The sequence below is a fragment of the Streptomyces sp. SID12501 genome (assembly GCF_010550245.1).
Taxonomy (GTDB): domain Bacteria; phylum Actinomycetota; class Actinomycetes; order Streptomycetales; family Streptomycetaceae; genus Streptomyces.
The window spans coordinates 1-14,667 of record NZ_JAAGLU010000079.1; the positions used below are offsets into that span (position 1 = coordinate 1).

At 70.4% G+C, this 14,667-nt stretch carries 15 protein-coding genes; 13 read left to right on the forward strand and 2 right to left on the reverse strand.

Translation table 11 applies throughout. The features are described 5' to 3' along the window. Nucleotides 1–288 precede the first annotated feature (288 nt). Both G3I71_RS43990 and G3I71_RS43995 read left to right on the forward strand, forming a co-directional pair. Complete coding sequence (locus G3I71_RS43990) at nucleotides 289–690, forward strand: nuclear transport factor 2 family protein (protein ID WP_239149727.1); 402 nt, start codon at nucleotides 289–291, stop codon at nucleotides 688–690. A gap of 37 nt (nucleotides 691–727) precedes the next feature. After that, entirely contained in the window at nucleotides 728–1,135 is a 408-nt protein-coding gene (locus tag G3I71_RS43995; protein WP_164324335.1) for a nuclear transport factor 2 family protein, read from the forward strand. 108 nt (nucleotides 1,136–1,243) lie between these two features. On the opposite strand, the gene G3I71_RS44000 is transcribed toward G3I71_RS43995, so the two are convergent. Then, the gene (locus G3I71_RS44000; RefSeq protein WP_203732956.1) at nucleotides 1,244–2,929 is read right to left on the reverse strand and encodes an NAD(P)/FAD-dependent oxidoreductase; all 1,686 of its coding nucleotides are present in this window, start codon (nucleotides 2,927–2,929) and stop codon (nucleotides 1,244–1,246) included. Between the two features lie 178 nt (nucleotides 2,930–3,107). On the opposite strand from G3I71_RS44000, the gene G3I71_RS44005 reads away from it, so the two are divergent. The 6 genes from G3I71_RS44005 to G3I71_RS44030 all read left to right on the forward strand — a co-directional run bounded on the left by G3I71_RS44005 (nucleotide 3,108) and on the right by G3I71_RS44030 (nucleotide 8,225). After that, entirely contained in the window at nucleotides 3,108–3,500 is a 393-nt protein-coding gene (locus G3I71_RS44005; protein WP_164324338.1) for a carboxymuconolactone decarboxylase family protein, read from the forward strand. A 102-nt stretch (nucleotides 3,501–3,602) separates the two neighbouring features. Beyond that, nucleotides 3,603–4,343: an SDR family NAD(P)-dependent oxidoreductase gene (locus G3I71_RS44010; protein WP_164324340.1), complete on the forward strand. Its 741-nt coding sequence runs from the start codon at nucleotides 3,603–3,605 to the stop codon at nucleotides 4,341–4,343. A gap of 159 nt (nucleotides 4,344–4,502) precedes the next feature. Continuing rightward, entirely contained in the window at nucleotides 4,503–5,729 is a 1,227-nt protein-coding gene (locus tag G3I71_RS44015) for an NAD(P)/FAD-dependent oxidoreductase (RefSeq protein ID WP_164324344.1), read from the forward strand. A gap of 19 nt (nucleotides 5,730–5,748) precedes the next feature. Beyond that, the gene (locus G3I71_RS44020) at nucleotides 5,749–5,943 is read left to right on the forward strand and encodes a ferredoxin (RefSeq protein WP_164324347.1); all 195 of its coding nucleotides are present in this window, start codon (nucleotides 5,749–5,751) and stop codon (nucleotides 5,941–5,943) included. A gap of 73 nt (nucleotides 5,944–6,016) precedes the next feature. Next, nucleotides 6,017–7,255, forward strand: a complete 1,239-nt coding sequence (locus tag G3I71_RS44025; protein ID WP_164324350.1) for a cytochrome P450 — start codon at nucleotides 6,017–6,019, stop codon at nucleotides 7,253–7,255. A 52-nt stretch (nucleotides 7,256–7,307) separates the two neighbouring features. Next, nucleotides 7,308–8,225 carry an SDR family NAD(P)-dependent oxidoreductase gene (locus tag G3I71_RS44030; RefSeq protein ID WP_164324352.1) on the forward strand — a complete coding sequence of 306 codons (918 nt, stop codon included), beginning with the start codon at nucleotides 7,308–7,310 and terminating at the stop codon, nucleotides 8,223–8,225. A gap of 345 nt (nucleotides 8,226–8,570) precedes the next feature. Here G3I71_RS44030 and G3I71_RS44035 read toward each other — a convergent pair whose 3' ends face one another. Beyond that, the gene (locus tag G3I71_RS44035; RefSeq protein WP_203732958.1) at nucleotides 8,571–10,031 is read right to left on the reverse strand and encodes an MFS transporter; all 1,461 of its coding nucleotides are present in this window, start codon (nucleotides 10,029–10,031) and stop codon (nucleotides 8,571–8,573) included. Nucleotides 10,032–10,378: 347 nt separating this feature from the next. Here G3I71_RS44035 and G3I71_RS44040 point away from each other — a divergent pair, with 347 nt between their 5' ends. The 5 genes from G3I71_RS44040 to G3I71_RS44060 form a co-directional block, all read left to right on the forward strand. Beyond that, complete coding sequence (locus G3I71_RS44040) at nucleotides 10,379–11,107, forward strand: hypothetical protein (RefSeq protein WP_164324354.1); 729 nt, start codon at nucleotides 10,379–10,381, stop codon at nucleotides 11,105–11,107. Continuing rightward, nucleotides 11,104–11,649, forward strand: a complete 546-nt coding sequence (locus G3I71_RS44045; protein WP_164324357.1) for a histidine phosphatase family protein — start codon at nucleotides 11,104–11,106, stop codon at nucleotides 11,647–11,649. The genes G3I71_RS44040 and G3I71_RS44045 overlap by 4 nt, the downstream gene beginning before the upstream one ends. A gap of 148 nt (nucleotides 11,650–11,797) precedes the next feature. Continuing rightward, complete coding sequence (locus G3I71_RS44050; RefSeq protein ID WP_164324361.1) at nucleotides 11,798–12,436, forward strand: YigZ family protein; 639 nt, start codon at nucleotides 11,798–11,800, stop codon at nucleotides 12,434–12,436. Nucleotides 12,437–12,524: 88 nt separating this feature from the next. After that, nucleotides 12,525–13,688 carry an exonuclease SbcCD subunit D gene (locus G3I71_RS44055; protein ID WP_164324365.1) on the forward strand — a complete coding sequence of 388 codons (1,164 nt, stop codon included), beginning with the start codon at nucleotides 12,525–12,527 and terminating at the stop codon, nucleotides 13,686–13,688. Nucleotides 13,689–13,728: 40 nt separating this feature from the next. Continuing rightward, the coding region (locus tag G3I71_RS44060) for an AAA family ATPase (RefSeq protein ID WP_164324368.1) at nucleotides 13,729–14,667 on the forward strand (939 nt) is incomplete at its 3' end.

The window sequence follows — 14,667 nt, forward strand, 5'->3', positions numbered from 1 at the left end:
GTGCTCGACCTCGCGCACACCTTGGAGGACCTTCTCCCGGGTGAGCAGGTTGATCCGGCCCAGCTCGTCGTCCTCGCCCCAGTCGCCCCAGGTCGAGCCCGGCGGACGCTGCTTCCAACGCTTCGTCATGACTAACGCCTCCTCGCGTGACGGTCCTCGTCGACGGTCGTTGGCATGTTATTTAGATTATACCGATCGGTCAACAACTGGAACTGGGTCGTCGCAGCTCTTTTTATTGCCGCTCGTTCAGCAATAGACTCAGTGGTCGAAACATCGACTGTTGGGGAGATGATGAGCGAATCCACACAGGCGTGGGTGGCTGCCGGCGTCCGTTCCGTGATCGGGACGCACACCCAGGCCCAGGACGCCGGACGCACCGACGAGATCGTCGCGCTGTACACGCCCGACGGGGTCCTGGAACTGCCGGGCACGGACCCCCTTCAGGGGCATGACGCCCTCCGCGCGGCCTTCAAGGGCTGGGCGCCGGAGAAGCCGCAGCTGCACCTGGTCACCAACACGGTCGTCACCTCCGCCGCCGACGACGAGGCGACGGCCACGAGTGATGTCGCCTTCCTCCAGCGCGGCGAGTCGGGCTGGGCGGTCCAGGTCGTCGGCCACTACGAGGACGAGCTGACCCGGGTCGACGGCACCTGGCTGCTCCGGCGCAGGAAGACGACGTACCAGGTCTGACCGCGTGTCCCCCCATTCGACTCGACCTTGGAGAGAGATGAGCACCACTTCCGCCGACGCCGAGGCGTCGGTCACCGTCGGCGTGCACACCGCCATCGCCGCCTACGCGCAGGCGCTGGACACCAACCGCCCCGCCGACCTCGCCGAGCTGTTCGTGCCCGACGGTGTCGCCGAGATCGCAGGTATCGCGACCTTCGAGGGCCGGGACGCGATCCGCGAGGGCTTCGGGGCCTTCGCGCCGACCCAGCCGCAGCTGCACATGGTGGCCAACACGGTGGTCACCTCGTACACCGAGGAGGAGGCCACGGCGGTCAGCAACCTGGCGTTCTTCCAGCGCGGTGAGTCGGGCTGGGCGGTGCAGCTCGTCGGCCGCTACGACGACACGTTGCGCCACCACGAGGGCGCGTGGAAGTTCCAGCGGAGGGTCACGACCTTCCTGCCGTAACGAGCCGACGTATCGACGCATCAGCACATCGCCGCGTCATGGAAAGCCGATGCTCGTGCCGCCCGGTCCGTCGGGCGGCACGAGCATCGGCTTTCCGCGTGCTCAGGCTCAGGCCTCGCTCTTGCGCTCCGTCGCCTTGGAGAAGGCGAGGGCGGGGAAGTCGTTCTGGACCGCCTCGCGGATCAGCTCCTGGAGCTTCCAGCGTCCGCTCGGGTTCAGCAGCTGCTTGATCGGCTTGCCGGGGATGTTGCCCCCGGAGAAGTAGCTGCTCTCCAGGAAGGAGGACATCGTGCTGTTGTTCACACTGTCCGTCCACTCCTCCTCGGCAGCCTCGGTCACCTCGATGACGTCGTGGCCGTGGTCGCGCGCGTGGATGATCGCGTCGGTGACGATCTCCACCTGGTCGCCGGCGTACCGCGGGTTGTTGCCCGTCGCGCCGTGCGGCCCGCCGGGGAAGAAGAAGTTCGGGAAGCCGGCCGTCGCGACCCCGAGGTAGGTGCGCGGGCCGTCCGACCAGTACTCCTTCAGCGGGAGGCCCTGACGCCCCTGCACGCCGAGCCGGTTGAGCGCGCCGGTGCCGAAGTCGTAGCCGGTCGCCCAGATGATGATGTCGAACTCCTCGACACCCGCGGCGGTTTCGATCCCGTCCTCGGTGATGCGGGTGATCGGAGTCTCGTTGATGTCGACGAGGGAGACGTTCGGCTTGTTGTACGTCTCGAAGTAGCCGGTCCCGAAGGGAGGCCGCCGCCCGCCGTAGCCGTGGGCCTTGGGGATCAGCTTCTCCGCCGTCTCCGGGTCCTTGACGATGCTGCGGATCTTGTCGGCCATGAACGCGCACCACTCCGCGTTCACGGTCTCGTTCGAGAGCATGTCGTAGTAGTGCTCGGTCAGCTTGGTGAAGCCGGGGCCGTTCCACCGCTCCTCGAAGAACGCCTGGCGGTCCTCCGGGCTGTCTTCGAGACCGGAACGCATGACGATCTGGTGGAGGAACCCGCTCGGCGAGGTGTTCAGCGTCTCGCTGATGGACTCGAAGTTCGCCTTCAGCTCCGCCTGCTCCTCGGGCGTGATCGGCCCGTTGTTGAGCGGCGTGAGCCAGTCGGCGTCCTTCTGGAAGACGGTCAGCCGCTCCACGTCGTCCGCGATCGCGGAGATGATCTGCACCCCGCTCGAGCCGGTGCCGATCTGGGCCACCCGCTTGCCGGTGAAGTCGATGGGGGTCTTCGGCCAGCGGCTGGTGTGGTGCTGCGCGCCGCGGAAGTCCTCGCGTCCGGGGATGGCGGGGATGAACGGCACCGAGAGGTTGCCGGTCGCCGCGACGACGAAACGGGCCCGGACCTCCGTGCCGTCACTGCCCCGCACGGTCCAGATCCCGGACGGCTCGTCGAAGACGGCCGCGGTCACCTTCACGCCGAAGGAGATGTCGCGGCGCAGGTCGAACCGGTCGACGACGTGGTTGAAGTACCGCTCGATCTCCGGCTGGCCCGCGAACTTCTCCGACCACTCCCACTCCTCCCACAGCTCCTTGGAGAAGAGGTAGCCGTAGGTGTAGCTCTCGGAGTCGAAGCGCGCCTCGGGATAGCGGTTCCAGTACCAGGTGCCGCCCACCCCGGTCCCCGCCTCCAGCAGCTTCACCGAGAACCCGGCCTCCCGGGCCCGGTACAGCTGGTAGATGCCGGTGACACCGGCGCCGATGACCAGCACGTCGACTGGGCTGCCTGGGCTGCCTGGGCTGCCTGTGCCGACCGTGTTGCTCGCGCTGCCCTGGTCCGGGCCCGTATTCGTCGTGTCGCTCATGTGCTCTCCCGCGTGAGCCTTGATTCATATGTCGACCGCTCGGTCGAATATTCAGTGAGAGTAGATGAGAGGGCGGGTGCGGGCAATGGATGTGAATCTCGGCTGGGTCATTGATTGTACCGACCGTCTGATCTAACTTTCGCTGAAGGACGTGAAACCGCACAACGGGAGTACAGGTATGAGCGACAAGGGTGTCGAAGAGACCGCCGATCTGCGCGCCGCCGGCTGGAAGGCCATGCGCGCCGCCCTCCCGGGCGTGTTCCCCGAGGGCGACATCGATCTGCGGGACGGCCGCCTCGGCGAGGACCTCGTCGACATCGGTCTGCTCGGCGTCTGGGGTGGGCTGTGGGCCCGGGAGGGACTGGCTCCGCGCGACCGCAGCCTGGTGACGCTGGGGATCCTCATCGCCCTCGGCGCCGAGACCGAGCTGAAGACCCATGTCCGTATCGCCAGGACGAACGGACTGACCGAGGACGAGATCGCCGAGGTCATCTACCACTCCAGTGGCTACACCGGCTTCCCCCGGGCCGTGGCCGCCCGCACGGCGGCCCGCGAGGCCCTGGAGGGCTGACGGAACCCCTGTTCCGCCCCTGTTCCACCCGATGCGTTGCCCCATGCGTCGCCGCCGACCGGGCGTGAGCCGTCGGCACCCCACATCACACGAGGAGTACGTATGACACTGCAGGGAAAGGTCGCGGTCGTCACCGGCGGCGCCCGTGGCATCGGCCGGGGAATCGCGACCGTACTCGCGGCCAAGGGTGCCGCTGTCGCCGTCTGGGACCTGAACACCGAGGGCGCCGAGGAAACCGTCGCCCTGATCGTCAAGGAGGGCGGCACGGCGATCGCGGTGGGCGGTGACGCGGCCGACGCCGAGGCGGTGGCGGCTTCGGCGGCCCGCACCCGGGAGGAGCTCGGTCCGGTCGCGATCCTGGTCAACAACGCCGGAACGACCGCCTATGAGCCCTTCGCGAGCATCAGTGAGGCGTCCTGGGACCGCATGATCGGGATCAACCTCAAGGGCCCGTTCCTGGTCACCAAGGAGTTGGTGCCGGACATGGTCGAGGCGGGCTGGGGGCGGATCATCAACATCTCCTCGTCGTCCGCGCAGACCGGCGCGCCCTCCATGGCCCACTACGTGGCCTCCAAGGGCGGTGTCATCGGCCTCACCCGCGCGCTGGCCGTCGAGTACATCGAGAAGGGGATCACCGTGAACCACGTACCGCCCGGGTTCATCGACACCCCGCTGGTGCGCCAGGGCCCTGTCGATGTCGACGCGGTCGCCGCCATGATGCCGATGAAGCGGGCCGGCACCCCGGAGGACATCGCCTACGCGGTGGCCTATCTGGCCTCCGAAGAGGCGAGCTATGTGACCGGCCAGACGCTCAGCGCGAACGGCGGGCGTTATCTGGCGTGAGCGGCCCGGGCGGAGTGTGTCGCTTGGCGACCGATCCTCCATGCAGGGTTGATTGTACCGACCGGCAGGTATAATTTTCAGCGAAGCATCGAGCCACAGCTGCAATGGAGCACGCATGAGCATCGACGACGTCAGAAACGGCCCCCGTGGGGTGACCGCATGACGGCCCGCGTCCTGGTGGTGGGCGCCTCCGCGGCCGGGTTGTCCACGGTGGAGGCGTTGCGGCGCAAGGGGTTCGCGGGTGGCGTGACGGTGCTTGGGGACGAGCCGCATGCTCCGTACGACCGCCCGCCGCTGTCGAAGCAGGTGCTCTCCGGCGCCTGGGAGCCGGACCGGGCCGCCTTGCGGGCGCAAGAGCAACTGTCGGCGCTGGATGCCGAGTTCCTGCTCGGGGAGACCGCTGTCGCCCTGGACGCCGAGTCGCGGGCGGTGCGTACGGCGTCCGGGCGTGAGGTCGCCGCCGATGCCGTGGTGATCGCCACGGGTGTGCGGGCGCGGAGGTTTCCCGGGCAGGACGACCTGGCCGGGGTGTATGTGCTGCGTTCACTCGACGACGCGCTGGCGCTGCGCGGCGAGCTGGTGGCCGGCCGGCGGCTGGTGGTCGTCGGCGAGGGCGTGCTCGGGTCGGAGATCGCGGCGACCGCGCGGACGCTGGGTCTGGAAGTGACGTTGGCGGGGCCGTTGGCGGCACCGATGGCGTTGCAGGTGGGCCTGGTGGTGTCGGGAGTGCTCGCCGACCTGCACACCGAGCGCGGGGTGAGTCTGCGGCTGGGTGAGGGCGTCGTCGGGCTGGTGGGCGACGGCGGCCGGGCCACGGGGGTGCGGCTGGCCTCGGAGGAGGTGCTGGCGGCCGATGTGGTCGTGGTCGCGATCGGAGCGGTTCCGGCGACGCAGTGGCTGGCAGACAGTGGACTGGAGCTCGACAACGGCGTGGTGTGTGACGCGCGGTGCCGGGCGGCCGAGGGGATCTACGCGGTCGGTGATGTGGCCCGCTGGCACCACGAGGGCCTGGACCGGTCGATTCGCCTGGAGAACCGGACCAACGCGACGGAGCAGGCGATGGCCGTCGCCGGGGTGATCCTCGGCGGGGACGAGCCGTACGCGCCGGTGCCGTATTTCTGGACGGATCAGTTCGACGCCAAGCTCCAGGTGCACGGATTCCTGCCCGCGGATGCCGAAGTGGACGTTGTGGAGGGCGAGTTGGCGGCCCGGCGGTTCGTCGCCCGGTATTGCGTCGGGGGCCGGGTCACGGGGGTTCTGGGCTGGAACATGCCCAAGCAGACCCGCCTGCGCAGACAGGAGGTCGTGGACGCGCTCCAGACCCCCACCGAGCCCGCCCCCGCCCCCGCTTCCACCCCTGCCCCTGTCCCCGCCCCTACTCACTGAACTGACCAGGAGAGATGTCATGAAGGTTGTCGTCGACGAGGAGAAGTGCGTCGCCGCCGGGCAGTGCGTGAACGCCGCCATGGACGTGTTCGACCAGCGTGACGAGGACGGCATCGTCGTCCTCCTGGACGAGAACCCGCCCGCCGAACTGGCCGAGGACGTGCGCAACGCCGCCGCCATCTGCCCGGCACTCGCCATCCGCATCGAGGAATAGACCGGGCGACAGACGCACGCAGAGCCCCCGGGTTCCGCGTGCGTGTCCCGCCCCCACCACTTGAGGAGAATCCATGGCTGATGCAGAGACCCCGCTCGCCCCCGACGAGCAGGCATACTTCTATCAGGACGACCGGGACGCCAAGTGCCCCTTCGCCCCGCCGCCCGGACTGCGTGCCCTGCACGAGAAGGCTCCGGTGACCCGGGCCCGCATCTGGGACGGCAGCACCCCGTGGCTGGTCACCGGCCATGCCGCGCAGCGCGCGATCCTGTCGGACCCCAGGGTCAGCTCGGACGACAAGCAGCCCGGGTTCCCGTATCCGAACCCCGTTATGGCGGAGAACGCCCCCCACTACCCGCTGACGATCTTCAACGCGGACGGCGCCGACCACACGCGCATCCGCCGCATGATGACCCGCCCGTTCACGCGCGCTCGGATGGAGGCGCTGCGGCCGAAGATCCAGGAGTTCACCGACGAGCTCGTCGACCAGATGCTCGCGGGCCCGAAGCCGGCGAACCTGGTGACCGCGTTGTCGCTGCCGCTGCCCTCGCTGATGATCTGCGCGCTGCTCGGAGTGCCGTACGCGGACCACGACTTCTTCCAGGAACACGCCCAATGGGCCACCAGGAGCGACAAGACGGTCGAGCAACAGAACGCGGCGAACGCGGCGCTGGGCGGCTACCTGGCCAACCTGCTCCAGAAGAAGATGGAGGAGCCGGCCGAGGACGTGCTCTCGGACTTCGCCGAGCGGATCAAGGACGGTGACCTCACCCTTCCCGAGGCCGTCATGCTGTCCATGATCCTGCTGATCGCCGGTCACGAGACCAGCTCCAGCATGATCACCCTGGGTACCGCGCTGCTGCTGGACAACCCCGACCAGCTGGCGAACCTGCGCGAGATCGACGACACCAAGGCCGTCGCGAACGCGGTCGAGGAGATCCTGCGCTATGTGACCGTTCCGCAGCTCGGGCAGCGCCGGATCGCCGCCGAGGACTTCGAGTTCGAGGGGGTCGAGATCAAGGCGGGCGACGGCATCATCGCCGCGCTGCCCGCCGGGAACTGGGATCCGGAGGCCTTCCCCGAGCCGGAGAAGCTGGACCTCACCCGCAAGGCGAGCCACCATGTCGCCTTCGGCTGGGGCATCCACCAGTGCCTCGGCCAGCAGCTCGCCCGTATCGAGCTCCAGGTGGTCTACGGCACGCTCTACCGCCGTGTCCCGACCCTGCGCCTCGCCGTCGACCGTGACGAGCTCGACTTCCGTCCGGCCGACGCGCTCGCCTTCGGTATCAGCGAGTTGCCCGTCACCTGGTAGTACCCGTCGGGCGGCGCCCCGTCCCACCACCGCAGCACAACAGGAGTCACCTATGAGCGAGTTCAGCTTCGAAGGACGCGTCGCCGTCGTCACCGGCGCGGGCCGCGGCCTCGGCCGGGCCTACGCCCGTCTGCTGGCGGAGCGGGGCGCGAAGGTCGTCGTCAACGACCTCGGCGGGTCGATCGAGGGCGACGGCGCGGACATCGGCCCCGCGCAGACCGTCGTCGAGGAGATCACCGCCGCGGGCGGCACGGCCGTCGCCGACACCAACGACGTGTCCACGCGGTCCGGTGCCGAGGCGATCATCAACCGCGCGGTCGAGGACTTCGGCCGTATCGACGTCCTCGTCAACAACGCCGGGATCATCCGGTACGCCGGGCTGCCCGAGATCGAGGCGGAGAACCTGGAGCGCCATCTCGCCGTACACCTCGTCGGTTCGTTCAACACGCTGCGGGCCGCCTGGCCGCACTTCGTCGAGCAGGGGTACGGACGGGCAGTACTGACCACCTCCAGCGGCATGTTCGGACTCGACAACAACCTGTCGTACGCGGCGGCGAAGGCGGGCACGGTCGGCCTGGCCCGCAGCGCCCGCCTGTCCGGCGAGCCGCACAACATCAAGGTCAACCTGATCGCGCCGGCGGCGATGACCCGCATGGGCGGGGGCGAGCAGCCGGACGACGCGCAGCCCGTCCCCGGTATGCCGCACATGCCGTCGGCCGCGGTGGCGCCGATGGTGGCGTACCTCGCTCACGAGAGTTGCCCGGTCAACGGGGAGATCTACACGGCCGGCGCCGGCCGCTTCGCGCGCCTCTTCATCGCCTCGACCGAGGGATACGTCCACCAGGACGGTCCGGCGACGGTCGAGGACGTCGCGGCGAACTGGGACAGCATCAACGACGAGAAGGACTACTACGTGCCGTCCGACCTGATGGCGTGGTCCGGCTCCTTCCTCAAGCACCAGTTCGGATAGAGCGAAGGCCGTCCCGCTGCCCCGCAGGCACGCGGCGGCAAGCCGGTGACACCGTGGGCCCGATCCACCGACGTCCCCCTCGACGCTCCGTCGAGGGGGACGTCGGTGGATCGGGCCCAGTGCTGTGCTGTGCTGTCCGGGATGCGGTGACGGCTGGTCTGCCGGTGCCTTCGGGCCTCTCGCGGAGGAACCGGCCCGCCCTCTCGCGCTGCGGGCCTCGCCCCTGACAGGCGCAGCGCTTCTCACCGCGTCGTGCGGTGAGGCACAGCGCAACGCGGGTTGGGTCCGCCGCTTCACCGAAGCGGCGGACCCAACCCGCGTAACCGTGTGCCGTCGGCCGAGTGGTCAGACGGCCGCCTGGCCGGCCTGGACCTCGTCGAGGCGCTTGCTCCTGGGGATCAGGGAGACGAGCAGTGTGCCCACGGCGCAGCAACCCACGACGAGCCAGAGCCCGTTGGTGAAGCCCTCGTCGAGATAGAACTGGGTGCCCTGCATGATCGCCCCGTGCTGTGCCATCACCACGAAGGCCAGCTGGGACACGATGATCTGCGCGACGCCCTGACCGAGGGTCTGGGCCCCGTTGGCCAGCGCCTGTTCCTCGGGGGTGACCACCTCGATGATCATGATGGGCGCGATGGCCATGACCATGCCCGTGCCGGTCCCCGCGATGATGCCCATCCCGACGATCTGGGGAGCGCTGTGGTGCAGTTGGGTGCCGATGCCGTAGCCGAGGACGGTGAGCGCGGAACCGACGCCCAGAAGGATCCGCGCGTCCATCCGGCGGGCGAGGAAGCCGGTGCTGACCGCCGCCACGATGATCATGAAGCTGATGGGGCTGGTGACGATGGCGTTGTGGGTACCGGACCAGCCCAGGCCTTCGGAGACGTTGGGGATGTTCGGCATCAGTATCAGCATCTGGATCACGACGCCGACGGCGCTGAGTGAGCCGGCCGCGATGGATGTGGCCAGCAGGACGGTCCACACCGAGCGACGCCGGGTCATGGACGGCGGGAACAGCGGCTCGGCGACACGGCGTTCGACGATGACGAAGGCGATCAGCGCGATCAGTGCCCCCGCGACCCAGCCGGCGAACCTGCCGCTGTCCCAGCCCCAGTGCGAGCCCTGGCCGACGGCGTAGACGAGGGCCGTGATCCCGCCGCCGAGGAGGATGCCGCCGAGCCAGTCCATCCGGCCGCCCGCCGCGCGGATCGGGCTCTCGGGCACGAAGGCCGCCACCAGCGCGAAGCTCACCGCGGTGCTGATGGCCATGAACCACAGCACGCCGCGGAAGCCGTAGTCGTCCAGGAGCCAGCCGGACAGGAACGGCCCGCCGAAGGCGACGAGGCCGACACCGCCGGCGAGGATGCCGCTGGCGAGTCCGACCCAGCGGCGGGGGAACACGTCGCGGGTGATCGCGTAGGCCAGCGGCGCGGTGGCCGCGTAGATGCCCGCGATGCCGCGCCCGATCAGCAGGGTGCGGTAGTCGGTCGCGAGGGCGGCGACCAGGTCACCGACGAAGCCCAGTCCCGTGGCGACGAGCAGAACCTTCTTCTTGCCGAAGAGAGCCGCGGCCTTGACCGCGAAGGGCAGGAAGAAGGTCCCGGTCAGGAGCGTCATCAGGGTGAACCAGGCGATCTCGGTCGTCCGGAAGTGGATCGCGACCTCGGCCTGCGCGATGCCGGACAACGCGGCCATGAGCGCGACCAACTGGACGGTCCACACGAGCGCGACGACGACGAGCACGTTGCGCCTGGTGGAGGGGGGTCTTTCGCCTTCCTGCGGGACGGCGGTCTGTGTCTGGGTCATGGGCGGCCTTCCAAGGGGTGAGCGGAGAGGGGGAAGGGGAGATGCGGCGCGTGCCCGTTTGCGACTCCGGTGCGCCTGCCGCGTAAAGTAGACCTAACGGTCGGTACAATCAATAAGCTGCGCGTAAAGCCGTCGTACGGCCGATCTCCGTCCCGCTCACCGGGACAACGGCGCCACGACAGGGGCGCGGGGCTGTGTCGATTTGCGCCGCCGCCGGGTGCGACCAGCCCTCACCGGCCGAGAGCCGAATGAACCGCCTGCGAAGGACCCACGAGAAACAGCGCGCGAACTCCACCGACCCGAGCCAGAACGAACCCCAGATCCGGCGGAGCGTTACGCTCGGCACCGTGCTCCGCATCTACGACGCCCGAACCGACGAGTCCGTAGTCGCCGCCCCGGCCCGCCGGGCCCTGACCCGTGTCGAGGCGCATGCGCCAGGCTTCGGCACCACCACCCTCCGTGTCCTCCTGATCGCCGATGTCCTCGCCCGCGCCCTGGAGATCGGCGGCACCCCCGTGTGGGCCGTACTCGCCGCCGAGGAACAGGTGGCCGAACTCCGGGCGAGCGCCGCGGCTCTCGGCGTCCGGCCCTTCGAGGACCGGCGCGATGTCGGACCGGAGTTCGCGGGGGCCCAGCTGATCCATGTGGTGAGCCGGGGTGACGAGGCGACGGGCGGCATCCGGCTCGATGTCGCCCCGGTCGACTCCGCCGACGCCGTGGGCGCCCCCGGAGACATCGACCCCGCCACCCTCCGCCTGGCCCTGCTCGCCCACCTCCGCTCCGAGCCCGTCCACCTGACCCCGGACGCCCTGGCCGACGCGGGGAGCGCACTCGCGCACTGGCGCCGGTCGGTCGCCGTCTGGGCGGCGCAGCCGTCCCGTCCGGTGCCCGAGGGAGTACGCCAGGAGCTGCGCGCCGCCTGGGAGGACGACCTGAATCTGCCCGCCGTACTGGACGTCCTGCGCCGCGTCGAGACCCTCGACGGACTGCCGGACGGGGCCCGCTTCGAGACGTACGCCTACGCCGACCGCATCCTCGGCCTCGAACTCACCCGCGAGATCGGGTCGTTGACGTGACCGACCGCCCCGGCACGGGCCCGCTGCGCCGTCTGGTCGTCCTGCGGCACGCCAAGTCGGCCTGGCCGATGGGCGTCGACGACCACGACCGTCCTCTCGGGCCGCGTGGTCTGCGTGACGCCCCCGCCGCCGGACGCGCACTCGCGGACGCCGACTGCCTGCCCGACCTCACCCTGTGCTCCACCGCCGAACGAGCCCGCCGTACGTGGGAGTTGGCGGCGGCCGAGTGGGGAACCCCGCCGCCGGTCCGGCACGATCCGAGGCTGTACGGGGCCGACGTACCGGAGCTGCTGGCCGTCGTACGCGAAGTCCCGCCCGCCGTCGGGACGTTGCTGCTGGTCGGGCACAACCCCGGCCTGGAGGAACTGGTGCTGGAACTGGCCGGGGACGCGCTCGACGACGCGCTGGACACCGTACGGACGAAGTTCCCGACCTCCGCGATCGCCGTCCTGGCCTGGCACGGTGACGGCTGGCACGACCTCGCGCCCGGCACGGCCCTGCTCACGGACCTGATCGTGCCGCGCGGGACGAGAACCCACTGAAGCGGTCGACGCCGGTCAAGCACATGACCCGCCACCTGGGGCACGGTGGCGGCGGGCCCGGGTCCGGCGGGCTCGGCCCTCTCCACCTGGCCGGCACGGCGGCACCCGCGCCTCAGGCGGGGCGTCCTGCTGCGCATAGGGTGGCCGGATGCCGGACGAGTACCGCACAGTGACCCACGCGGGCGTGCACGAGACCGAGGTCAACCGCTCCCGCTTCCTGTGCGCCCTCGCCCCCGCGGCCACCGAACAGGAGGCCCAGGAGTTCGTCGCCGCCGTCCGCAAGGAGCACGCCGACGCCACCCACAACTGCTTCGCGTACGTCATCGGCGCCGACGCCTCCGTCCAGCGGGCGAGCGACGACGGCGAACCGGGCGGCACCGCCGGAGTCCCCATGCTCCAGATGCTGCTGCGCCGCGACATGCGGTACGTCGTCGCCGTCGTCACCCGCTACTACGGCGGCGTCAAACTGGGCGCCGGCGGCCTCATCCGGGCGTACGGGGGTGCGGTCGGCGAAGCCCTCGACGTACTCGGCACCCGCACCCGCCGCCGCTTCCGGCTGGCCACGGTGACCGTCGACCACCAGCGGGCCGGCAAGGTCCAGAACGACCTGCGGTCCACCGGGCGCGAGGTGCGCGATGTGCGCTACGGGGAAGCCGTCACGATCGAGATCGGGCTGCCGGACGCCGAGGTGGACGCCTTCCGGGCATGGCTTGCGGACGCGACGGCGGGGACGGCCGGGTTCACACTCGGGGGAGAGGCGTACGGAGAGGCGCACGGGGACGCGTGAGCGCCGCGATGCCCTCGGGGGCCGCACATCGGGCCGATACGGGAGTAACCACCCGTGATGTCAGACCCGGCTGTTAGTTTCGGGGATCATGAGACTGCTGCACACGTCCGACTGGCATCTCGGCCGCTCCTTCCACCGGGTGAACATGCTCGGGGCGCAGGCCGGGTTCATCGGCCATCTCGTCACCGTCGCGCGTGAGCGCGAGGTCGACGCGGTGGTCGTGTCGGGTGATGTGTACGACCGGGCGGTGCCCCCGCTGGCCGCCGTCGAGCTCTTCGACGACGCCCTGCACCGGCTCGCCGGCCTCGGTGTGCCGACGGTGATGATCTCCGGCAACCACGACTCGGCCCGCCGCCTCGGCGTCGGCGCCGGGCTCATCGACCGCGCCGGCATCCATCTGCGCACCGACCCGTCGGCCATCGGGACGCCGGTGGTCCTCCGTGACACGTTCGGTGACGTCGCCCTCTACGGGCTGCCCTATCTCGAACCGGCGCTGGTGAAGGACGAGTTCGGGGTCGGGAAGGCCGGCCACGAGAGCGTCCTCGCCGCCGCCATGGACCGGGTCCGCGCCGATCTCGCCACGCGCGCGGAGGGCACCCGTTCCGTCGTCCTCGCCCATGCCTTCGTCACCGGCGGCGAGGCCAGCGACAGCGAGCGGGACATCACCGTCGGGGGGGTCGCCTCCGTGCCCTCCGGGGTGTTCGACGGCGTCGACTATGTGGCGCTGGGCCATCTGCACGGCTGCCAGACCATCACCGGGCGCGTGCGCTACTCGGGCTCTCCGCTGCCGTACTCCTTCTCGGAGGCCGATCACCGCAAGAGCATGTGGCTGGTCGACCTGGCGGGCGACGGCTCGGTCACCGCGGAGCGCGTCGACTGCCCGGTGCCGCGCGCGCTCGCCCGTATCCGGGGGGCGCTGGAGGAACTCCTTGTCGATCCGGACCTCGCCCGCCACGAGGACGCGTGGGTCGAGGCCACGCTCACCGACGCGGTGCGGCCCGCCGACCCCATGGCCCGGCTCACGGAACGGTTTCCGCACACCCTCAGCCTCACCTTCGATCCGGAGCGGCCACCGGGGGACCCGGACGTGACGTACGCACGGCGCCTGGCGGGGCGCGGCGACCAGGAGATCGCGGAGGACTTCGTCCTGCATGTGCGGGGTGCGGGAGCGGACGAGCATGAGCGGGGCGTCCTGCGGGACGCGTTCGACGCGGTGCGGGCCGACGAGACGGTACGGGAGGTGGCCCGGTGAGGCGACGCGCTCACGGGAGTACGGACACGGAGGGCGCCCGATGAGACTGCACAGGCTGGACATCACGGCCTTCGGCCCCTTCGGTGGCGCCCAGCAGGTCGACTTCGGTGAGCTGTCCGCCGCCGGACTCTTCCTTCTGCACGGACCGACGGGCGCGGGCAAGACCTCCGTCCTGGACGCCGTCTGTTACGCGCTGTACGGCTCGGTGCCCGGCGCCCGCCAGGGCGGCTCACTGCGCAGCGACCACGCCGAGCCCGGCACCCGCACCGAGGTCACTCTCGAACTCACCGTCGCCGGACGCCGGTTGGAGCTCACCCGGCAGCCGCCCTGGGAGCGGCCCAAGAAGCGCGGCGCGGGCACGACACTGGACAAGGCCCAGAGCTGGCTGCGCGAGTACGACGCCTCGGCCGGTGCCTGGAAGGATCTCAGCCGCTCCCACCAGGAGATCGGCGAGGAGGTCACCCAGCTGCTCGGGATGAGCCGCGAGCAGTTCTGCCAGGTCGTGCTGTTGCCCCAGGGCGACTTCGCCCGCTTCCTGCGCGCCGACGCCGAGGCCCGCGGCAAGCTGCTCGGCCGCCTCTTCGACACCCATCGCTTCGCCGAGGTGGAGAAGCGCCTCTCGGATCGCCGTCGCGCCGCCGAAGCCGAAGTGCGCGACGGGGACACGGCGTTGCTGGCCGACGCCCACCGCATGCAACAGGCCGCCGGTGACGCCATGGAGCTGCCCGGCCTCACGCCGGGTGAACCGGGGCTGGCCGAGGCCATCATGGGCGCCGCCGCAGTCGCCCGCTGCACCGCGCGGGAGCTGCTCACCATCGCTCACTGCGCCCGCGCCGCCGCCGAGTCCGCGCAGGCCGCGACCGACGGCGCGCTGGCCGACGTACGAGAGGCGGCACGGCTGCAGCGCCGGTTCGCCGAGGCGCGGGAGCGGGCCGGGCGGCTGGAGGAGCGCGCGGACGACCAGCGGGAGGACCGGGCG